Source organism: Eikenella sp. NML99-0057, from assembly GCF_001648535.1.
Classification (GTDB): domain Bacteria; phylum Pseudomonadota; class Gammaproteobacteria; order Burkholderiales; family Neisseriaceae; genus Eikenella; species Eikenella exigua.
The window spans coordinates 86,661-106,819 of the sequence record NZ_LXST01000005.1; the positions used below are offsets into that span (position 1 = coordinate 86,661).

The window sequence follows — 20,159 nt, forward strand, 5'->3', positions numbered from 1 at the left end:
TCTAATTAAGGCTACCTGAAAGCAGGCGGCGCCAATTTTCAGGTAGCCTGCCGCTCGCCCCTGGTTTCGCGCTATACTCGCTGCAGGCCATATCGTCTTCATATCCCTGTTCCAAGGAGCCATTCATGCACATCGTTTTCCTCGACCGCGACACCCTTCCCGCCCGCCCGCTCTCTTTCAACTTCCCCCACTCCCTGCACGAATTTCCTGCCACCACGCCCGAGCAAACCAACGCCCACCTCGCCGGTGCGCAAATCGCCATCACCAACAAAGTTGCCATCCGCGCCGAACACCTCGCTGCCAACCCCCAGCTCAAACTCATCGCCGTGGCCGCCACCGGCTACGACCACATCGATCTGGCCACTGCCAAAGCCGCCGGCGTTACCGTATGCAACGTGCGCAACTACAGCAGCGAAAGCGTGGCCCAGCACGCCTTCATGATGCTGCTCGCCCTTATCCGCCACTTGCCCACCTGTATGCGCGACATCGCCGCCGGTGACTGGCAACAATCCCCCCAATTCGTCCACTTCAACACCCCCATGCACGACCTCGGCGGCAAAACCCTCGCCATCTTCGGCCGCGGCAACATCGGCCGTACACTCGCCGGCTACGCCCAGGCCTTCGGCATGAAAGTCATCTGGGGCGAACACAAACACGCAGCCGCCGTGCGCGAAGGCTACACCCCGTTTCAGGTAGCCCTGCAGCAGGCCGATGCCGTTTCCTTGCACTGCCCGCTCAACGAGCACACCCGCCACATGATAGGCGAAGCCGAGCTGCGCCTGATGAAACCCACCGCCATCCTCATCAACACCGGCCGCGGTGGTCTTGCCGACGAACAAGCCGTATTCGCCGCTCTGCAACAAGGCCGGCTCGGCGGCGCCGGTTTCGACGTGCTCAGCCAAGAGCCACCGCGCCAAGGCAACCCCCTGCTCGCCCCGCTGCCCAACCTCATCGTTACCCCGCATATCGCCTGGACCAGCCAGGAAGCCCTGCTCAATATGACCGAAATCCTCGAAGCCAATATCACCGCCTTCGCCGAAGGCAGGCCGCAAAACGCGTTGTAGACCGGCCAGGCAAGATTAAAGGCTACCTGAAATTTTCAGGTAGCCTCTACCCTCCAAGCTACTCCGTATCCGCTCCCCATAAAAAACAGAGCCACCGTTCCTGGCAACCCTGTTGGGTTGGCGTTTGTTATTTCCCTTTGCGCTGCAGTTGCCGCTGCAATTTGTGCGCGAGCATAAAAGCGATGTCGGCAGATTGGGAGGAAAGCACGGTGAAGTGTCCCATCTTGCGGCTGGGGCGGGCATCTTTTTTACCGTAGAGATACAAGCACACGTCGGGGCGTTGCAAGAGCGGCAACCAGTTTACCTTGCCTTCGGGCAGCCAGATGTCACCCAAGAGGTTGGCCATGCTGCAGCAAGAAAGCAGGCGGGTATCGGCAGGCGGCAGGCGGCACATGAGGCGCACTTGCTGTTCGAATTGGTTGCTGGCGCAGGCATCCAAAGTGTAGTGGCCGGAGTTGTGCGGGCGCGGGGCGATTTCGTTCACAATCAGTTTGTGGTCGTTGCCGATCACGAAGATTTCCACAGCCAGCACGCCGACGTAATTCATGGCTTCGGCCAGCTGGCAGGCCATTTCCTGTGCCTGTTTCTGCACTTCGTCGGGCAAGCGGGCAGGCACAATAGAGTAAGCGAGGATGCCATCTTCGTGGCGATTTTCGGCAGGCGGGAAACATTCCACCTGCTGGCTGTTGAGTCGGCACACGATCACAGAAATCTCGGAATGCAGGTTGAGCATTTTTTCCAACACGCAAGGCACGCTGCCGAGCCGTTTGAAAGCGGCGCGGGCTTCTTTCGGGCTGGACACGCGCACCTGGCCTTTGCCGTCATAGCCGAACATGGCAGTTTTGAAGATGCCGGGCAGGAGCGGCTCGAGGGCTTCGTCGGTGAGGTCGGCTTCTTGGGTAACAGGCAGGTAAGGCGCGGTTTGGAGGCCGGCTTTGGCTATCCAGGCTTTTTCTTGAATGCGGTTTTGGGCGATTTCCACGCTATCGCCGCTGGGACAAACGCGGGTTTCTAAGGCCAAGGCGCGCATGGCTTGGGCGTTTACGTTTTCAAATTCGGTGGTAATGGCGGCGCAGGTGGAAAGGTCGGCCAGTGCACCGAGGTCGTCATACGGGGCGCAGATGTGTTTGTCGGCCAGCACAGCAGCAGGGGAGTTGGGATCGGGATCGAGCACGGTAACGCTGTAGCCCATTTGTTTGGCGGCCACGGTAAACATCCGGCCCAACTGGCCTCCGCCCAAAATGCCCAGCATGGCGGGCGGTAAAATCGGCGTTGTTTTCGCTTTGGTCATGTTCCACTTTCTACACCCGAAGGCGCGTGCTGTCAGCCGGGCTGAAACAAACGCCAGCCTCTGTTTGGTTGTGGTTCCGGCGGCGGCTGGCGGTCTGTTTGCTTGCAGCAAACACGTTACTTTGATGTAGTGTATTGTACTCAAATCTCGGCACAAAGCCTAGTGCGCTCAGGTTGCGCAGCAGGCAATTCATTGATTTTCCTACATTGCCCAAATAGGATACCTGAAAATATATAAACTATCTTAAGCCTTCCGTTCTCCCCCTTTTTTTCCGCTATAATCGTGCCATCTTTAAAATCCACCCAAACAACGGACGCACGCCATGCAAACCGCCCTTTCGCAAATCCCGCTTCACGGCTTCGCCATTGCCAATAATCACCCCTTTGTTTTGTTCGGCGGCATGAACGTGCTGGAAAGCCGCGATTTGGCCATGGAAATTGCCGCCACTTATGTGGAAATCTGCCGCAAGCTAGATATTCCCTATGTATTCAAAGCCAGTTTCGACAAGGCCAACCGATCCAGCCTGCATTCTTTCCGCGGACCGGGTTTGGAAGAGGGTTTGCAATGGTTGGCCGATATTAAATCGGCCTACGGCGTGCCAGTGATTACCGACATCCACGAACCTTACCAAGCCGCGCCAGCGGCGGAGGTGGCCGATATTTTGCAGCTGCCGGCCTTTTTGAGCCGCCAAACCGATCTGGTGCACGCCATGGCGCGCACCGGTGCGATTATCAACGTGAAAAAGGCGCAATTCCTCGCCCCGCATGAAATGCGACACATCATCAACAAGTGCCTGGAGGCGGGCAATGATAAAATCATCTTGTGCGAGCGCGGCTCTGCCTTCGGCTACAACAACTTAGTGGTGGATATGCTCGGTTTTGACACCATGAAGCAGATGAACGTGCCGGTGTTTTTCGACGTTACCCACAGCCTGCAGCAGCCTGGTGCACGCAGCGATTCGGCCGGCGGGCGGCGCGAGCAGATTGTTACCTTGGCGCGCGCCGGTATGGCGGTGGGGCTGGCCGGGCTGTTTTTGGAAGCCCACCCCGATCCCGAGCAGGCCAAGTGCGACGGCCCCTGCGCCCTGCGCTTAAGCCAGCTTGAGCCCTTCTTGAGCCAGCTCAAGCAGATTGACAATCTGGTGAAAGGTTTTGCCGAGCTGGATACGCATTAACCCCCTGCAAGGAGTGTCATCATGACTACACAACCCGATTCTGCCTACCCCGTGCCCACTGCCAACACACCCACGCCTGAGCAGCGCAACTATATGTATGCGATTTACGGTCTGTATGCGCTGGGTATAGTCGGCTTTACCTTGCCTACTTTCGTCGGCGCCATTGTGGCTTATGTGAAGCGCGACGATATGCGCGGTACGATTTATTTCGACCACATCCAATTTCTGCTGCGAACTTTTTGGGGCAGCTTAATCGGCTTTGTGGTGGGCTTCCTGCTTACCATTACCTTTATCGGCGTGATTCTCGGCGTGCCGCTGGTGGTGGTGATTTGCTTTTGGTATCTCTTCCGCGTAGTGGTCGGCGTCGTGCGTTTAATTGACAATCAACCCGTTACGCCGGACGGCTGGCTGATGTAACCCCAAAGGCTACCTGAAACGGCGGTTCCCGTTTTTCAGGTAGCCTCTTCCCATCTAAAAGGAATTCCCATGCAAACTTGGCACGAAGCCATCGGTGCGGAAAAGCAGCAACCCTATTTCCAGCACATCATCCATAGCGTGCACAACGAGCGCGCAGCCGGGCAGATTGTGTACCCGCCCGCCGCCGACGTGTTCAACGCCTTCCGCGCCACCGAGTTCGGCAGGGTGCGCGTGGTCATCCTCGGGCAAGACCCGTATCATGGCGCCAACCAAGCGCACGGACTGGCCTTTTCTGTGCGCGAAGGCGTGGCCGTGCCGCCATCCCTGGTAAATATTTACAAAGAGTTGGCACAAGATATCCCTAGCTTTCAAATTCCTAAACACGGCTATCTGCAAAACTGGGCAGAGCAGGGTGTGCTGCTGCTCAACACCGTGCTCACCGTGCGTGCCGGCCAGGCGCATTCTCACGCCGCGCTGGGCTGGGAAACCTTCACCGACCACGTGATTGCCGTGCTCAACGAAGGGCGCGAGCACTTGGTATTCATGCTGTGGGGCAGCCATGCGCAGAAAAAAGGTGCCATTATCAACCGCGCCCGCCATCTGGTGCTCACCGCGCCGCACCCCTCGCCGCTTTCCGCCCACCGCGGCTTCTTCGGCTGCCGCCATTTCTCACAGGCCAATGCCTATTTGCAACAGCACGGTCTGCCGCCGATTGATTGGCAAATCTGAGCTGCTAACACCCCATGAATTTCCCCGCTCACTGGTTCCCCCTGCCCTGGCTACTGGCCGCCGATGTGCTGTGCCTGCTATTGTTTGCTGCCGCCCTACGCCCGGCTTTGGCGGCATGGGTTGGGCTGCTGATCGTGGCGCTGTGCTGGAGCCTGCGAGCCGCACCAGCCGGCGGAATGCTGGGCGGGTTGAGCTACCATTTGCTGGGTATCGGCCTACTGGCCTTGATGGTGGACATTCCGGCAGCGTTCTGCCTGGTCGTATTGTTGTTGTTGCCCTATATCTGGCTGTGGCAGGGCGTGGGCGATTTAAGCGTGGCGGGGCTAACGGTTTTGGCCGGCATTGTGCCGCCGCTGGTCGGCGTGGCGCTGGCACGGCAAATCGTGCAGCGGCTGCCACGCAACCTGTTTATCTACATCTTCCTCAACGGCTTTTTCGCCGCCGCTGCCGGCATCCTGCTCAGCACGGCAGCCAATGGAGTGTTGCTGTATCTGGCTGGAGTATTTCCCACTGCCATCCTGCTGGATTCCGTGCTGCCGGTGTTCTTTCTGATTGCCTGGGGCGAAGCCTTCCTCACCGGCCTGCTGTCTGCCATCTTCATAGCCCTCAAACCGCATCTGATCACCACCTTCTCCGATGCCGACTACCTGCGCCGGAATGCGCGGCAAATCTGGAAATAGGCCGCGGCAAAGGCTACCTGAAAACCGGTTTTTCAGGCACAATACGGCCTGTTCGGCATCTTGCATTGCCGGCCTTTTATTTGAATTTCATTGAAGTCCACGTTTTCAGGTAACCTCTGGTCGGGTTTCCCGACCACTGCCTACTCCTGAAACACTTTTTGTGGCATTTTGCCGTGCCGGTTTGCGCACAATTTTCAAGCGTATCACCGGCCTGCTTTAACTTCGTTACCGCCCCTACTTTCAGGTAGCCTTCAGCCTTTGCCGGCCAAATTCATCCAAACCGCCGCCAAAGCCCATCCCCATTCCCCGCAGCCGCCCACCGCACAGCTGCCACACGGAGCAAATATGAACAACCCCTTTACCAATCTCGGCCTCAGCGCTGAAATCACCGCCGCACTGACCGACCAGGGCTACGAGCAGCCCACCGCCATCCAAACCGCCGCTATCCCCAAAGTATTGGCCGGCCACGATCTGTTGGCCGCTGCTCAAACCGGCACCGGCAAAACTGCAGCCTTCATGCTGCCCAGCCTGGAACGCCTGCGCCGCTACGCCACCACCAGCACCTCGCCCGCCATGCATCCGGTGCGCATGCTGGTGCTCACCCCTACCCGCGAACTGGCCGACCAAATCGACCAAAACACCGCCGCCTACATCAAAAACCTGCCGTTGCGCCACACCGTGCTGTTCGGCGGCATGAATATGGATAAACAAACTGCCGACCTGCGCGCCGGCTGCGAAATCGTGGTGGCCACCGTGGGGCGCCTACTGGATCACGTACAGCAAAAAAATATCCGGCTGGATAAAGTGGAAATCGTGGTGCTCGACGAAGCCGACCGCATGCTCGACATGGGCTTCATCGACGACATCCGCCGCATCATGCAGCTGCTGCCCAAACAGCGCCAAACCCTGCTGTTTTCCGCCACATTCTCCCCTCCCATCCGCAAGCTGGCGCAAGATCTCATGTACCAGCCGGAACAGGTGCAAACTGCCCCGCAAAATACCACCAGCGCCAGCGTTGAACAGCACATCATCGCCATCGACACCGTACAAAAGCGCAATCTGCTGGAGCGGCTAATTGTGGATTTGCACATCAACCAGGTAATCGTGTTCTGCAAAACCAAGCAGAGCGTTGATCAGGTAGCCCGCGATCTGAAACGGCGCGGTCTCAGCGTGGCGCCGATTCACGGCGACAAATCACAGCAAACCCGCTTGGAAACGCTCACCGCCTTCAAAGCCGGCGAACTGCGCGTGTTGGTAGCCACCGACGTGGCTGCACGCGGGCTGGACATTGTCGAGCTGCCATTTGTCATCAACTACGAAATGCCTACCCAGGCCGAAGATTATGTGCACCGCATCGGCCGCACCGGCCGCGCCGGCGCCGAGGGCGTGGCCATCTCGCTGATGGATGAAGACGAACAGAAAATGTTTGAAGCCATTAAAGAACTCATTGGCAAAGAACTGCCGGTGGAACGGATTGAGGGCTTCGAGCCGAGCTGGTGGCAACATCAGCAGGAAAGCAGCCGCCCCGCCGCCGAGCACTCCTCGCGCGAAACACGTGAGCCGCGTGAAACACGCCACAGCCGACGAGGCCGCAACTCAGACAGCCGCAGCAAATCCTTCTCACGCAGCAGCTACTTCGACAGCCCCGCACAGGAATGCGGCCGCATCCCCGGCCGCAGCCGCCGCAGCCGCCTTGTGTGCGCATTGGTACAACCAAACTACGGTGTTGATAGTTGAGCGTCCTGCCTGCGCCGAATGAACCTGCCTTATCCGACGGAACTAAAGGACTGCTCCATACCCCGTGTGCAAGCAACAAAAGTGACGGAATTTGTCAGTTTACTCCGATCAGTCGGAGCACACTTCGAAAACTATCTGGAAAACAAATGAATACCGGTTCTCAGGTAGCCATGAACCACACATTAAGTAACGTATTTTTCAGGGGCCCCTATTCCCCCGCCACAACTAATTATGAATATTCAAGACCAAAGCAACGAAAGCCTCGCCCTACCACCACACTCCATAGAAGCCGAACAGTCGGTATTGGGCGGACTGATGGTGGATTCCTCCGCCTGGGACCGCATTGCCGGCACCATCTCGGAAGAAGACTTCTACCGCTACGAACACCGCCTAATTTTCCACGCCATTTCCCACCTGGCTGAACGCAACCGCCCCGCCGACACCATCACCGTGGAAGAAGTATTGCAGCGTGAAGAAGTGTTGGAGGAAGCCGGCGGCTTTGGCTATCTGGTAGATTTAGCACAAAATACTGCCTCTGCCATCAACATCTCCCGCTATGCCGAAATCGTACGTAGCCGCTCCATCATGCGCCAACTGGCACAAGCTGGCACAGAGATTGCTAGGAATGCTTACAATCCGCAAGGCAAGGACGTCAAACAAATGTTAGACGAGGCAGAAGCCAAAATCTTTAAAATCGCGGAAAGCACCAGCAGAGTGCAACACGAGTTCTTAGAGATGCCTGCCATGCTGAAAGAAGCAGTCGCCAAAATCGACAAGGCTTACTCGAGGGAAAATAAAGACGATGTAACCGGCATTCCAACCGGATTCATTGATCTAGATAAAAAAATAGCTGGTTTGCACGGCGGCGATCTCATCATCGTCGCTGGGAGACCAGCAATGGGGAAAACCGCTTTTTCATTGAATATCGCGGAAAACGTCGCTATCAGTACGCACCTGCCCGTTGCCATCTTCTCGATGGAAATGGGCGGTGTGCAGCTGGTAATGCGTATGCTTGGTTCGGTTGGGAGGCTGGATCAGAGCTTACTCAAAACCGGTCAATTGCAAGACGAACATTGGAGCAAGCTCAATGACGCTCTGCACAAACTGTCAGACGCTCCCATCTTTATCGACGAAACTCCCGCCTTAAATTCGTTGGAAGTCCGTGCCCGCGTACGCCGACTGGCTAGAAGAAAAGGCAAATTAGGGCTGGTGGTTATCGACTACTTACAGCTGATGAACGGCACCGGCCACAATAACAACAACCGTGCAGCAGAATTGGGAGAAATTTCTCGTTCACTTAAGTCACTGGCCAGAGAATTGGATATTCCAATTATCGCCCTCTCCCAACTGTCACGTACTGTTGAATCCAGAACCGACAAACGCCCCATGATGTCCGACTTGCGTGAGTCCGGTGCCATCGAGCAGGATGCCGACCTGATTATGTTCATGTATCGCGACGAATACTATCACCCCGATACCGATAAAAAAGGGGTGGCCGAATGTATCATTGGCAAACACCGTAACGGCCCCACTGGCAAAATTCCGCTGATATTTACCGGCGAATTCAGCAAATTTGACAATGCTGTACATACTGGGCATACTTACTTCACTGAAGAATAAGAATAATCCTAATCAATCCACCTATTTTTGGGTGCCCCATTCCCCGTCTTAGAGTGATGGCTATGAAAACACAACAACATATCCAGGGTTTTACCTTGATAGAACTAATGATTACCCTAACCCTTATTGGGATTATGGCCACGCTCGCCATGCCAAGCATGAGTGATTTTATTTCAAATCAAAGAATTGCTGGGCATATTGACCGTGTTGTTACCACTTTTAGATTTGCCAGAACAGAAGCTGTTCGGCGTAACGCACCCGTGCTTATATGCGGAGGAATTAAGTTAAAGTCTGACGCAAAACCTGATAATGGCTGTGATAAGGGAGGTAGCTCCCTATTGGCATTTGTTGATAGCAACAAAGATGACGACTATCAAAGTAGTATCACCAATCCTAACAGCGATATTGATTTACGCTCTGTCTTGATCGATCAAGGCAATGTCAATATCACTTATTTGGATATTGGTTTTAATAAGCTATCTACTTCAAACACTAAATACCGGTTTATATTCTTACCCAATGGTTCTTTTGGTACTGGAATAAAAAGCGGATCCAGTGTACCTTACACCTATGCCTCGCACTACATTAGAATTTCAGCCAGTGATGGCAAACGAGTACGGATGGCTCTCATTGCACCTAGTGGAAGAGTTGTCTCGTGCAATACATCTATGACGCCTGCTGTATTTGATAGGATTCAGGCAGCTGATTACAAAAACTTCTGTGCTCTCTCATAATTTTAGGAACCTTATAAACCATGGCTCATACAAAGAAATTTCCCATGCTAAAACTACAATCAATGCGCGGAAGTACCTTGCTTGAAGTATTGATATCTGTTTTTATTATGGCTTTCGGCATCATGGCTTTAATGCTTGCACAACTAAAATCTGTTGGTAATGTCCGCGAGGCAGAAATGCAAACTCGTGTTGCCCAGGCAGTACAAAACCTATCTGCAGGTATGCTGAGCAATCCAGATGTCATTACCAATTTAGGTAGTGCTAGTAACGTCAATGCCAAATTACAATATTCAAACTATAAAACCGCTTCTTGGATCAATGTTGACAGCAATCCTCCGACCGCTAATGTTATATGTGGATTAGGTTCTGCCAACTCAATCGTGACGAATAGCGAGTTTACTACTTGTATTACGAATGCGTTTGTGAATGAGTTAAAGATTGCATTACCAAATGCCGGCAATATTGCCTACAAAATAGACAGTACAAGCGGAGCAACCCCCACGACCACCATATCCGTCAAATGGTCAGAAACTAATGATGATGCAGCGGGGGCAAATAGTGATAATTATAACTTCCAATATAGTGCCGTCGTAGGAGATTAACATGAGGAAAAAACAACTTTCTCCAATTTCCCCCCTTCTTCCACAGAACACAGAGTATGGTTTTACTCTAATTGAATTCATGGTGGCCAGCTCGCTTGCCTTGGTTGTATTGCTGGCTATTGGTATTACTTACGGCACCACCAGCAGAATGAAAAGAACATCAGAAAACCGCCTAGCCGCACAACAAGATTTACGCAACGTATCAGAGTTAGTCTTACGTGATGCTCAAATGGCAGGTGCCTTCGGTTGTTTTAACATGGGTAACTTAGTCCCAAAAGAACTCCCCACTTCTCCTGGCTCAAGTGATGGTTTTCAATCTCCTGCTAAATTTCAACTTAAATTGGGTGACCCAAATTATAACGGCATTAGCACCATGAGCAATACTGATGCAAGCGCCGCATTTTCTCGCCATAACTTTATTCCCAAACCGGGATCAAAAGTTCTCGTTTTTACGTACGGGTTACATCCCACTCCTCTTGATAGCACAGGAACAAAAACAACTGGTGCTTCTGAAGAGTTAAGATCTGTGGTGCGAGCAGGCGGACATGTTGCTTTATCTTCTTGTTCACGAATGTATATTGATAAACACAGAAGCAACAACATTAAAATTAACAGCAATGAAGTAGATGTATCTGATTTTGGTACAGGCCCGCGTACATCAAACTCAAATAATAGTGCTGTTTTTTATATCCCACAAACTACACTATCTCAGGTATATAGTGCTGCCTACGTTGTTGGTCGTATAAATGGGGTTAATGACACCGATGCTCTTTACCGTTTTACCTTAGATAAAAATGGGCAGTGGAGTAACCCTCAGTTAATGGCTGCAAATATACAGAGCATGCAATATTCTGCCATATATTCTGGCTGTGACGATACTAGTACTAAGGTTACTTTTTCCGAAAATAGAGACCAGCTAAAATCAACAGCAAATATTACGCGTGTATCCACCTTACCCACCATTATTGAGGTACAATTACGGCTTAATAATAGCCCATCAACTTACGGTGTCGTGAATCAATATTTAATTCGTGCAAACGTCCGTGGAGGTAATATATGTGCCAACCTATTCTAAAACAAAAAGGTTATACTTTATTTGTTGTTCTAATCATGATGCTGGTAATTGCAATAGTTGTAATTGCTAGTATACAATCTACTAATACTGAAATGCGTATCAGCTCAAACGAAGCGGATCGGAAGTTTGCTCTCTCACTAGCCGAACAAGCTTTACGTAGTGGTGAATCTCGTATTTTAGAAGTGGGGAATGCCGAATTTGATAAACAGGAAACTTCTAATAGTTGCTCAAATGGAATTTGTGGTGGTAAAGCATCTGAGTCCACGCCAGTATGGAAACGTTCGGATGATAGTGTAGATCTGAATACCAACGGGAAAGGTAGGTACTGTATTTCTGGGAATAGCAATAAAAATAATGCTTGTTATATGGTTGAGCGTTTGGGTGGCACTCATCAGGATCAAAATGCATCGAAAAGTATTTTCCGGGTTACAGCTAGAGCATGGGGCGCAAACTCTAACACAGTTGTGACTTTGCAATCTTATGTAGAGTACATCAGCTCATAACAGGTCAAGAATATGAAAGCCCAAACTGGATTTACCCTCCTAGAGCTATTAACAGTGGTTGCAATTATTGCTATATTGACAATCATTGCCCTGCCTTCCTATCAAGCTTATGTTGAACGAACTGATTTAGCAGTTGCAAAAAATGAGTTATTAGATATTGCAGCGCAAATGCGACAAAATAAAATACTCAATAATGGTAACTACTCTACTGCTGGGCTAGCTAGCTTGATTAACTCTAAAAATAGCAACCCCACAGGCAAATATACGTTTACTTCAGGGTTTGGGAGTGGTTCATCTATTAACAGTTACTATGTATACCTCCAACCTAGACCTAGCAACTACAGAAAGTCCCTTTACATTACAGCATCTGGTACTATCTACGAATGCAAAACTGTAAGTGAGGCACAAAGCAAATCATCTTCTTGTACAATGATTAACAAATAGATTTTATTTTATATAACTAAGCCGGTTACTTGATACCTAAGCAGCCGGCTTCTTATTCTTATCTATCTTAACTGTGCACCAACAGTTTCAGCAGCAGCAATCAACCTCTGTACGATCTCTTCAACCATATCATCTGTCAAGGTACGTTCAGTATCCTGCAAAATCACTTTTACTGCCATGCTTTTCATGTTTTCAGGTAGCCCTACTCCGCGATATACGTCAAACAAGGTAATTTCTCGAATCAAATCCGATTGTACGCCGCGCAAAGCAGCCTGCAACTGCTCGAAGGTGGTGGTTTCCGGCATGACAAACGCCAAATCCCTGCGAACCGGCTGGAATTTTGATACTGCCTGATAGCGCGTTTTTTCGCATTCCAACACAGCGGCCATATCGATTTCAAATACCAGCGGTGCTTGTGGCAAGTCGTATTTTTGCAGCCATTTCGGATGCAGTTCGCCGACAAAGCCGATGACCTGGCCGTCTGAAACGATATTGGCAGCGCGTCCTGGATGCAACGCGGGATGTTCGGTTTTGAAAAACTCAACTGCTTTGTTTTTCAATAGATTTTCCACATCTGCCTTGATGTCGTAAAAATCTGCGTTACGCGTTTTCTCGCCCCATTGTTCAGGCATCGCCGCGCCGTACCACAGACCACCGATGCGTTCGTTTTGTACAAACTGGCCGTCTGAACCTTTGCTGAACACGCGGGCGATTTCAAATACGCGCACGCGGTTTTGCTTGCGGTTCAGATTGTTTTGCAGAATTTCCACCAAGCCGCCGATGAGCGTGGATCGCATCACGGCATACTGTGCCGCCAACGGGTTTTGCAGGCGGATGGGGTTGGCGTTGGCGGCAAAATCGAGTTCCCACTGCTCGTCAACGAAGGCATAGCTGACCACTTCGCGGTAGCCGCGCGCCGCCATTTCGTTATAAACGGCAAAACGCGGACGGCAGGTTTCGGGCAGCGCCAGCATTTTCAGACGGCCTGACGTGTAATCGTCGGGGATATTTTCATAGCCGTAAACGCGACCGATTTCTTCAATCAAATCGGCTTCGATTTCGATGTCGAAACGGAAGCTCGGCGCGGTAACGCGGAAGCCTTCCGCCGTTTTTTCAGGCTGCAAGCCCAAGTGCTGCAAAATGGTTTCCACCTGTTCGGCAGGAATGTCCACGCCCAACACGGTTTTCAGACGACCTAAACGCAATTCGACCTGCTTCGCTTCAGGTAATTCGCCCTGCGCTTCCACCATTTCGCCTGCCGCACCGCCGCAGATTTGCAAAACCAATTCGGTGGCGCGTTCGATAGCATCAGCCTGCAAACGGTAATCCACGCCGCGCTCAAAGCGGAACGACGAATCCGAACCAAAACCGTACTGGCGCGATTTCCCTGCGATGATTTCAGGCGCAAACCAAGCCGCTTCCAACACGATATTTTGTGTGTCGTCTGAAACCGCGCTCGCTGCGCCGCCCATCAGACCTGCCAAACTCAACGCGCCTTTTTCGTCGGCCACTACCAGCGTGTTTTCAGACAGAGAGACGGTTTTCTCGTTCAGGCATTCCAGCGTTTCACCTTCGCGCGCGCGGCGGATGTGCAGGCTGCCTAAAAGTTTGTCGGCATCGAAAACATGCATCGGCTGACCGATTTCCAGCATCACATAATTGCCAATGTCCACCAACGCGGAAATACTGCGGACACCGCTGCGCTCCAAACGCTGCTTCATCCAATCCGGCGTGGCGGCGCGCGCGTTCACGTTTTCAATCACGCGACTGATAAAGCGGCCGCAATCGGCAGGCGCATCAATCTGCACGGGCTGTTTGCGGCTACCCGTGATTGGCGCGGCATGGATTGCAGGCTGCTTGAACGCGCAGCCGGTCAGCGCGGACACTTCACGCGCAATGCCTTTGATGCTCAGGCAGTCGGCACGGTTCGGTGTAATTTTCAGCGTGAACACCGTATCGTCCAAATCCAAATATTCGCGGATATTTACGCCGACGGGAGCGTCTTGCGGCAGAATGTGCAGGCCGTTGACACCGTCGTCAGGCAAACCGAGTTCGTCAGTGGAACACAACATCCCATTCGACACCACGCCGCGCATCTTGGTCGGCTTGATTTTGAAATTGCCCGGCAACACCGCACCCGGCAGCGAACACGGCACCTTAATGCCCGCTTTCACATTCGGCGCACCGCACACAATCTGCACCAACTCGCCCGTACCCGCATCGACTTGGGTAACGTTCAAACGGTCGGCATCAGGATGTTTTTCAACGGATTTCACTTCGGCAATCACCACACCCGTAAACGCAGGCGCGGCAGTCTCGGCTTCTTCCACTTCCAAGCCGGACATGGTTAACAGGTGTTCCAGCTTATCGGCGGAAAGTTCGGTACCGGCTTGGGTTTTCAGCCATGAGTAGGAGAATTGCATGTTATGTTCTCAATCAATTAATTAACTTTTTTATCAGATTTTGTTTTCAGACGACCTGTTTGTTTAGGGGCACAGACTGCTTTTTGGAGTTTCAACCAGCTTGAAATTTTTCAATCGTTATCGTTTGTACAGGGAACAGGCCAAATCTTTCTTGTATGGCTTGCACGGCAACTTCCGATGTATCGATGCCAATCCATTCTCTCCCTAAATTTTGCGCCGCCCACAAGGTTGAGCCACTGCCTGCAAAACAGTCTAAAATAATAGAGTCAGGGAGAGATGATTGGGCAATGATCATTTCCAACATTTGAGCATTTTTTTCAGTCGGATAAACAGGGTAAACAGGATCTTTATACTGCCAAATATCCTGTATCTTTTTTCCCTTATGCTCATCGGCAAATTTTTTTATACGCGGAACACCATTTTTTGACCACTCTAATAATCCCTGTTCATCCAACCTGTCCAATTCGGATGGGAGACTGCGCCAATGTCTGCCCTTCGGAGGCAACATTCCACGCCACATTCCACCTGTTTCCCCATTTCGCGTTTCACCTGGCGCATGGACGGGAATAGTGTTATAACGCCGCCCATTCTCATCAACCTTCTGGAACATTTCTATTTTGTCTTCATCGGTTAGTGGAATGGTAATGTTGTTGAAAATATTTTTTTTAGCGTTTTTGGCATAAAACAAAACCATATCTTTTTCATTACCGAATGCCCGCCGTACAAAATTTTTAGGGTTCGATTTAATTCGGGCTATATCATTTTTAAAGTTTTCCGCACCAAAGACTTCATCCATAATAATTTTCAGATAATGCCCAACTCTACTATCAATATGCACATAAATTGATCCACAAGGCGACAATAATTCACGCATTAAAATCAGGCGTTCACGCATGAATTCCAAATATTCTTCCATACTGCGACTATCAGAATATGCAGTGATACCGTAATTAGTACGACTTATGGTACTGCTCCGTCCATCTGATACAGTAAAATTTTGTTGTGTGTTATACGGCGGATCAATGTAAATCAAATCAATCCGTTCGCGATAGCCGCTCTTAAGCAAGGCGGAGAGCGCATGGAAATTGTCGCCGAAAAACAAAAGCGGAAGCGGTTTATTTAAGGCAAGCGGCGAAATTCTTTCAGCTTGTGCGATAATCTGATTTTCAGACTGCTTGTTGGGATAAATAAGCTGCATGGTCATACCGAAAATAAATAATCTCTCAACAAAACCGCAGACACGACCACTTCGTTATCGTCAAAGCGAGCAAGCTCAGTAAACATTCTATTCCCACCTGCAATGTATAAAACACCGTCTAAAATTGCGATGGTTTTAACCCGACGAGAACAAGGCGCAAGCGGCGCACGCATAGTTGCCAATGCATCATTAAATTGAGCATTCTGATGTCCGCCGAAATCGGTTAAAAACTTGGCTTCGCCGATGATAAACGTCTGATTAAATTTAGCGATAAAATCCAATCCTTTATCATGTTGATAGCCCAAATGTGTTTTGGCAAATACTTCCATTGCCCTATCGCCAGCATTAAACACAATATTTCCTTGATAATTCAGAAATTCATCTACATTATCAGTAACCGGCACACCCAACGCACCGCTGGCAATCCAATTTTTAAACAATGGGCCGATTTGGCGGTTAGTTTCTTTAGGAACAGTAGTTTTGTCCAAAATCTCATCAAAACCCATTTCAATCAATATCCCCGCCAAACGGCTTACAGTAGCAGGATTACGGTCAATCGCAGTTTTGTCCCGTTTTAGGTAGGCAACATAGCTGTCTTTAATCGGAAATATTTCCTGTTTGAGCAAAACGTGCAGCAACTTTTTACCGTCCTGATTATCCAGATGTATGCGAATTTCGTTTTGCGTTTGTAAAGGTAATTCTCGGCGCAAATTAATTGACATGGGATACACACGGTAGAGTTGATCCAGGTAATTACTTTGAGCTGCCAACTCAATACTTTTTTGTGTCCAGAAATTCATATGTTCTATTTCCCTTTTTCAGATGACCAAAATCCCGTTATCTTGCAAACTGTTTCAAAAAGTTCAAATCGTTATCAAAAAACAGTCGCAGATCGTTCACGTTGTAACGCAACATGGCGAAACGGTCGAGGCCGATGCCGAAAGCGAAACCGGTGTATTTCTCAGGATCGATATTCACGTTTTTCAACACGTTGGGATGCACCATGCCGCAGCCGCCGACTTCCAGCCATTTGCCGTTTTCGCCCATAATGTCGATTTCGGCGGACGGTTCTGTAAACGGAAAGAAAGATGGGCGGAAACGTACTTGCAAATCATCGCGTTCGAAAAAGCGGCGGATAAAATCGGTGAACACGGCTTTCAAATCGGCGAAGGTTACGCCCTCTTCTACCCACAGGCCTTCAGCTTGGTGGAACATGGGTGAGTGCGTAGCATCGCTGTCCACACGGTAAACACGGCCTGGGGCAATAATGCGGATAGGCGGCTCTTTTTTATCGAGCATATAGCGGATTTGAATCGGGGAAGTGTGCGTACGCAAAACATCGCCGTTTTCAACGTAGAACGTATCCTGCATGGCGCGTGCCGGGTGGTTTGCAGGGATATTCAGGGCTTGGAAGTTGTGGAAATCATCTTCGATTTCCGGTCCGTCCGCCACTTCAAAGCCCATACCGTGAAAGAGTTCGACTACGCGCTGCAAAGTCAGGGTTACGGGATGCAGACCACCATTTTCCTGCGCGCGTCCGGGCAGGGTAATATCGAGTGCTTCGGCGGCAAGCTGGGCTTGCAGTTTGACTTCGGCCAACTCGGCGCATTTGGCATCGTAGGCGACTTGGAAACGCTGCTTACATTCGTTGATGAACGCGCCGACGGTTTTTTTCTCTTCGGGCGGCAGGCTGCCGAGCTGTTTGAGCAGGGCGTTGAGTTCGCCGGTCTTGCCGAGGTACTGGGCTTTGACGAGTTCGAGGGCTTGCTGGTCGGCGGTGTTTTGGATGGCGGCAATGCCGGCGGCGGCAATTTGTTCTGCGTTTTGCATATTTTATTGTGAAATGATGATAGGAATGAGGCGGCACACCTATAGGCTACCTGAAAAATCCGGCAGCAAAACTAAAGGCGGGAAAGGCGGCATTTTAGCCGAAAATGGGCTGTTTTTATAGCAGGCCGGCAAAGCAGACGATAGATGAAATGGGCTAGGCTTTGCCCTGCATATTGTGGTGTTCGATTTTGAAACCACCGCTACGGTAGGCAGCAAAACGACGGCGAGCGGTGGCAAGCTGGGTTTCACTGTGGCCAACGATTTCCAGCACACGTTCCGGCGTATTCGGCGCATCACTCCACAAGCCTGCCGACAAGTTCAGCACAACCATGTGACTTCCCACCGCTGGCAGGATTTCGCCTTCAGCCAACAATATCAGCGGCTCGGCTGGACACGATGTTTCAGGTAGCCAGATTTCATGCGGCAGGAAGCTTTCGGCCTCGAATGCCCACAATTGGCGGTCGAGGGTTGCCAGCTGTTCCGCACTACTGCCCCAAACTAGCACACGGCAGCCGGCTTCAACTGCGCGTTTAGCCAAACGGCAGGCGAAGATTTCTAAATCGGCAACGTGGGTGTAGAAGGTAACGGTGGGCATGGAGGCTACCTGAAAAATGGCAGGGAGGCTGAAGCCGGCAAACCAGTTTGCCTGTGCCCTGCGGCTGGATTGGCTACAAATGGTTTGGGCAGGGTATTTGGGATTTTCAGGTAGCCTGTATTGTTACCCGCCATGCTGGTTCCCAGTGGGGAATATTGTGGGCAGGCTACCTGAAATCTGGTTAAGGCTAAAGGCTACCTGAAAACGCAAGCTGCAACGTAGTTAAAACGATGTCTTGGTCCAGCCAAGGCTGGGGTTCTGCGAAGCTAAATCGGCTTTCGGAGGTTTCGTTTTTTCAGGTAGCCTGAGTGCATTTAATGTTGCCGGTCGAGCCAGCGTTCGGCATCGAGAGCGGCCTGGCAGCCGGAGGCCGCGCTGGTGATGGCTTGGCGGTAGGTGTGGTCTTTCACGTCACCCGCCGCCCAAATGCCTTCGATATTGGTTGCGCCGACGTTGTCGCCGCTGCCCTCTTTGGTTTTCAGGTAGCCTGCGTCGTCCATATCGAGCTGGCCTTTGAAGATGTCGGTGTTGGGTTTGTGGCCGATGGCGATGAATACGCCTTTGACGGTGATGTCTTCGCTGCGGCCGTCGTTGAATTTCAACCGCGCGCCGGTTACGCCGCTGTCGTCGCCCAATACTTCTTCCAATACGGCTTCGGTTTTCAAGACAATTTTGCCTTCTTCCACGCGGCGCATCAGTTTGTCCACCATGATTTTTTCGGCTCGGAAACTGTCGCGACGGTGTATCAGGGTTACGGTATTGGCGATGTTGGCCAGGTAAAGCGCTTCTTCCACGGCGGTGTTGCCGCCGCCGACAACGGCTACGTCCTGTTTTTTGTAGAAGAAGCCGTCGCAGGTGGCGCAGGCGGACACGCCGCGTCCGGCAAAGGTTTCTTCGCTCGGCAGGCCGAGGTATTTGGCCGATGCGCCGGTGGCGACGATGAGTGCGTCGCAGGTATATTCGCCCGCATCACCAATGAGTTTGAACGGGCGTTGCTGCAGTTGCGCGGTGTGGATATGGTCGAAAACGATTTCTGTGCCGAAGCGTTCGGCGTGGGCGAGAAAGCGTGCCATCAGTTCGGGGCCCTGCACGCCGTCGGCATCGGCAGGCCAGTTGTCCACTTCGGTGGTAGTCATAAGTTGGCCGCCTTGTTCCAAACCGGTAATGATGATGGGATTGAGATTGGCGCGGGCGGCGTAAACGGCGGCGGTGTAACCAGCAGGGCCAGAACCGAGGATGATGAGTTTATGGTGTTTGGGCATATTCTTCTCCAAATAAAATGGTATTTATTGTACCCGCTTTCGGGCATAAAAACACCGCCGGTAATGGCAGGCGGTGTATAAGCATTTCGTACTTATTAGGGGTTGGCCGCAGCTGGTTTGTTGGCAGCCGGACGGGTGGCGGCAGGTTTACTGGTAGACGGTTTAGCTGCGGGAGTAGCCGGTTTGGCGGCAGCTGGTTGCTGCTGTTGCTGCTGAGTAGCTGGACGGGCGGCAGGAGCACGGGCAGCCTGACCATTGCCTATGGTAATTTCTGAAGAAATCTTCTGATAAATGCCGTTACCGATACCACGTACATTTTTAATGTCTTCGGGAGATTTGAACGGGCCATTGACTGTGCGATATTCCACAATTGCAGCAGCCTTAGCCGGACCGATGCCATTCAAGGTTTGAAGCTCTTGCGCGGTGCCTGTGTTAATATTAACTTGTGCTAATACCCAAGAAAAACTTAACAGGGTAAAAACGACGAAAAGAAACTTCTTCATACAGAACTCCTTATACAATTAATCAGGCGAAATACTGCTCCTTAAAGATACAGTATTCACGCCATGATAGCCTGACATTACTTATCACACAAGCATCTTTACCCATAAGTAACAAATAATTGCATTTTACCTTATGCGAAGTTGGTTCGTTCTTCCTTTTCCAACTCACACTGTACCGCTATCCCGGATTTCCATTCCTTTCATCATACTCCCACAAAGCACAACACCCGCCATCAGGCAGGTGTCGTAAATAGGTGTTTGGCAGTGTCCTACTTTCG

At 51.3% G+C, this 20,159-nt stretch carries 21 protein-coding genes; 12 read left to right on the forward strand and 9 right to left on the reverse strand.

Features of this window, described 5'->3' with window-relative positions:
* Position 1 precedes the first annotated feature (1 nt).
* Complete coding sequence (locus A7Q03_RS10750) at positions 2-127, reverse strand: hypothetical protein (protein WP_255361292.1); 126 nt, start codon at positions 125-127, stop codon at positions 2-4.
* Here A7Q03_RS10750 and A7Q03_RS07200 point away from each other — a divergent pair.
* A complete protein-coding gene (locus tag A7Q03_RS07200; RefSeq protein ID WP_067448579.1) occupies positions 126-1,064 on the forward strand; it encodes a D-2-hydroxyacid dehydrogenase in 939 nt (312 codons plus the stop codon). The genes A7Q03_RS10750 and A7Q03_RS07200 overlap by 2 nt on opposite strands.
* 127 nt (positions 1,065-1,191) lie before the next feature.
* On the opposite strand, the gene A7Q03_RS07205 is transcribed toward A7Q03_RS07200, so the two are convergent.
* Positions 1,192-2,355 carry a 5-(carboxyamino)imidazole ribonucleotide synthase gene (locus A7Q03_RS07205; protein WP_067448581.1) on the reverse strand — a complete coding sequence of 388 codons (1,164 nt, stop codon included), beginning with the start codon at positions 2,353-2,355 and terminating at the stop codon, positions 1,192-1,194.
* A gap of 322 nt (positions 2,356-2,677) precedes the next feature.
* On the opposite strand from A7Q03_RS07205, the gene kdsA reads away from it, so the two are divergent.
* The 11 genes from kdsA to A7Q03_RS09885 all read left to right on the forward strand — a co-directional run bounded on the left by kdsA (position 2,678) and on the right by A7Q03_RS09885 (position 12,070).
* Entirely contained in the window at positions 2,678-3,529 is an 852-nt protein-coding gene (gene kdsA, locus A7Q03_RS07215; RefSeq protein ID WP_067448585.1) for a 3-deoxy-8-phosphooctulonate synthase, read from the forward strand.
* Between the two features lie 21 nt (positions 3,530-3,550).
* Positions 3,551-3,946 carry a hypothetical protein gene (locus A7Q03_RS07220; RefSeq protein WP_197474755.1) on the forward strand — a complete coding sequence of 132 codons (396 nt, stop codon included), beginning with the start codon at positions 3,551-3,553 and terminating at the stop codon, positions 3,944-3,946.
* A gap of 63 nt (positions 3,947-4,009) precedes the next feature.
* The gene (ung, locus tag A7Q03_RS07225) at positions 4,010-4,675 is read left to right on the forward strand and encodes a uracil-DNA glycosylase (protein ID WP_255361294.1); all 666 of its coding nucleotides are present in this window, start codon (positions 4,010-4,012) and stop codon (positions 4,673-4,675) included.
* A 14-nt stretch (positions 4,676-4,689) separates the two neighbouring features.
* Positions 4,690-5,355: an energy-coupling factor ABC transporter permease gene (locus tag A7Q03_RS07230; protein WP_067448590.1), complete on the forward strand. Its 666-nt coding sequence runs from the start codon at positions 4,690-4,692 to the stop codon at positions 5,353-5,355.
* Between the two features lie 345 nt (positions 5,356-5,700).
* On the forward strand, positions 5,701-7,092 hold the full coding sequence (locus tag A7Q03_RS07235) for a DEAD/DEAH box helicase (RefSeq protein ID WP_067448629.1): 1,392 nt from the start codon (positions 5,701-5,703) through the stop codon (positions 7,090-7,092).
* Positions 7,093-7,323: 231 nt separating this feature from the next.
* On the forward strand, positions 7,324-8,712 hold the full coding sequence (gene dnaB, locus A7Q03_RS07240; protein WP_067448592.1) for a replicative DNA helicase: 1,389 nt from the start codon (positions 7,324-7,326) through the stop codon (positions 8,710-8,712).
* Positions 8,713-8,774: 62 nt separating this feature from the next.
* Complete coding sequence (locus A7Q03_RS09875; protein ID WP_231863633.1) at positions 8,775-9,446, forward strand: GspH/FimT family pseudopilin; 672 nt, start codon at positions 8,775-8,777, stop codon at positions 9,444-9,446.
* Between the two features lie 44 nt (positions 9,447-9,490).
* Positions 9,491-10,048: a hypothetical protein gene (locus A7Q03_RS07245; RefSeq protein WP_067528271.1), complete on the forward strand. Its 558-nt coding sequence runs from the start codon at positions 9,491-9,493 to the stop codon at positions 10,046-10,048.
* Between the two features lies 1 nt (position 10,049).
* Entirely contained in the window at positions 10,050-11,123 is a 1,074-nt protein-coding gene (locus tag A7Q03_RS10220) for a PilW family protein (RefSeq protein ID WP_151086336.1), read from the forward strand.
* Positions 11,105-11,626, forward strand: a complete 522-nt coding sequence (locus A7Q03_RS09880; protein WP_082880718.1) for a PilX N-terminal domain-containing pilus assembly protein — start codon at positions 11,105-11,107, stop codon at positions 11,624-11,626. Before A7Q03_RS10220 ends, A7Q03_RS09880 begins: the two co-directional genes overlap by 19 nt.
* A gap of 12 nt (positions 11,627-11,638) precedes the next feature.
* Positions 11,639-12,070: a type IV pilin protein gene (locus A7Q03_RS09885; protein WP_082880719.1), complete on the forward strand. Its 432-nt coding sequence runs from the start codon at positions 11,639-11,641 to the stop codon at positions 12,068-12,070.
* 62 nt (positions 12,071-12,132) lie between these two features.
* Here the strand turns inward: A7Q03_RS09885 and pheT are convergent, their stop codons facing one another.
* From pheT to A7Q03_RS07280, 7 genes are all read right to left on the reverse strand, one after another.
* The gene (gene pheT / locus A7Q03_RS07250; RefSeq protein ID WP_067448596.1) at positions 12,133-14,493 is read right to left on the reverse strand and encodes a phenylalanine--tRNA ligase subunit beta; all 2,361 of its coding nucleotides are present in this window, start codon (positions 14,491-14,493) and stop codon (positions 12,133-12,135) included.
* Positions 14,494-14,584: 91 nt separating this feature from the next.
* The gene (locus A7Q03_RS07255) at positions 14,585-15,691 is read right to left on the reverse strand and encodes a site-specific DNA-methyltransferase (protein WP_067448598.1); all 1,107 of its coding nucleotides are present in this window, start codon (positions 15,689-15,691) and stop codon (positions 14,585-14,587) included.
* Positions 15,692-15,693: 2 nt separating this feature from the next.
* Positions 15,694-16,491: a restriction endonuclease gene (locus A7Q03_RS07260; RefSeq protein ID WP_067448601.1), complete on the reverse strand. Its 798-nt coding sequence runs from the start codon at positions 16,489-16,491 to the stop codon at positions 15,694-15,696.
* 37 nt (positions 16,492-16,528) lie between these two features.
* On the reverse strand, positions 16,529-17,521 hold the full coding sequence (pheS, locus tag A7Q03_RS07265; RefSeq protein WP_067448603.1) for a phenylalanine--tRNA ligase subunit alpha: 993 nt from the start codon (positions 17,519-17,521) through the stop codon (positions 16,529-16,531).
* Positions 17,522-17,675: 154 nt separating this feature from the next.
* Positions 17,676-18,116, reverse strand: coding sequence for a DNA polymerase III subunit chi (locus tag A7Q03_RS07270; RefSeq protein WP_067448605.1), 441 nt, complete (start codon positions 18,114-18,116; stop codon positions 17,676-17,678).
* A 314-nt stretch (positions 18,117-18,430) separates the two neighbouring features.
* On the reverse strand, positions 18,431-19,378 hold the full coding sequence (trxB, locus tag A7Q03_RS07275) for a thioredoxin-disulfide reductase (protein ID WP_067448607.1): 948 nt from the start codon (positions 19,376-19,378) through the stop codon (positions 18,431-18,433).
* 95 nt (positions 19,379-19,473) lie between these two features.
* On the reverse strand, positions 19,474-19,881 hold the full coding sequence (locus A7Q03_RS07280) for a ComEA family DNA-binding protein (protein WP_067448609.1): 408 nt from the start codon (positions 19,879-19,881) through the stop codon (positions 19,474-19,476).
* Positions 19,882-20,159: the final 278 nt, after the last annotated feature.

Bases quoted from the DNA above. Each gene is read 5' to 3' on its own strand.
- A7Q03_RS07220 (WP_197474755.1), top strand. From the start codon at position 3,551: ATGACTACACAACCCGATTCTGCCTACCCCGTGCCCACTGCCAACACA.
- kdsA (WP_067448585.1), top strand. From the start codon at position 2,678: ATGCAAACCGCCCTTTCGCAAATCCCGCTTCACGGCTTCGCCATTGCC.
- pheT (WP_067448596.1), bottom strand. From the start codon at position 14,493: ATGCAATTCTCCTACTCATGGCTGAAAACCCAAGCCGGTACCGAACTT.
- pheS (WP_067448603.1), bottom strand. From the start codon at position 17,521: ATGCAAAACGCAGAACAAATTGCCGCCGCCGGCATTGCCGCCATCCAA.
- dnaB (WP_067448592.1), top strand. From the start codon at position 7,324: ATGAATATTCAAGACCAAAGCAACGAAAGCCTCGCCCTACCACCACAC.
- trxB (WP_067448607.1), bottom strand. From the start codon at position 19,378: ATGCCCAAACACCATAAACTCATCATCCTCGGTTCTGGCCCTGCTGGT.
- A7Q03_RS07255 (WP_067448598.1), bottom strand. From the start codon at position 15,691: ATGCAGCTTATTTATCCCAACAAGCAGTCTGAAAATCAGATTATCGCA.
- A7Q03_RS07280 (WP_067448609.1), bottom strand. From the start codon at position 19,881: ATGAAGAAGTTTCTTTTCGTCGTTTTTACCCTGTTAAGTTTTTCTTGG.
- A7Q03_RS07270 (WP_067448605.1), bottom strand. From the start codon at position 18,116: ATGCCCACCGTTACCTTCTACACCCACGTTGCCGATTTAGAAATCTTC.
- A7Q03_RS09885 (WP_082880719.1), top strand. From the start codon at position 11,639: ATGAAAGCCCAAACTGGATTTACCCTCCTAGAGCTATTAACAGTGGTT.
- A7Q03_RS07205 (WP_067448581.1), bottom strand. From the start codon at position 2,355: ATGACCAAAGCGAAAACAACGCCGATTTTACCGCCCGCCATGCTGGGC.
- A7Q03_RS09880 (WP_082880718.1), top strand. From the start codon at position 11,105: ATGTGCCAACCTATTCTAAAACAAAAAGGTTATACTTTATTTGTTGTT.
- A7Q03_RS10750 (WP_255361292.1), bottom strand. From the start codon at position 127: ATGAATGGCTCCTTGGAACAGGGATATGAAGACGATATGGCCTGCAGC.
- A7Q03_RS07235 (WP_067448629.1), top strand. From the start codon at position 5,701: ATGAACAACCCCTTTACCAATCTCGGCCTCAGCGCTGAAATCACCGCC.
- A7Q03_RS07200 (WP_067448579.1), top strand. From the start codon at position 126: ATGCACATCGTTTTCCTCGACCGCGACACCCTTCCCGCCCGCCCGCTC.
- A7Q03_RS07260 (WP_067448601.1), bottom strand. From the start codon at position 16,491: ATGAATTTCTGGACACAAAAAAGTATTGAGTTGGCAGCTCAAAGTAAT.
- A7Q03_RS09875 (WP_231863633.1), top strand. From the start codon at position 8,775: ATGAAAACACAACAACATATCCAGGGTTTTACCTTGATAGAACTAATG.
- A7Q03_RS07230 (WP_067448590.1), top strand. From the start codon at position 4,690: ATGAATTTCCCCGCTCACTGGTTCCCCCTGCCCTGGCTACTGGCCGCC.
- A7Q03_RS07245 (WP_067528271.1), top strand. From the start codon at position 9,491: ATGCTAAAACTACAATCAATGCGCGGAAGTACCTTGCTTGAAGTATTG.
- A7Q03_RS10220 (WP_151086336.1), top strand. From the start codon at position 10,050: ATGAGGAAAAAACAACTTTCTCCAATTTCCCCCCTTCTTCCACAGAAC.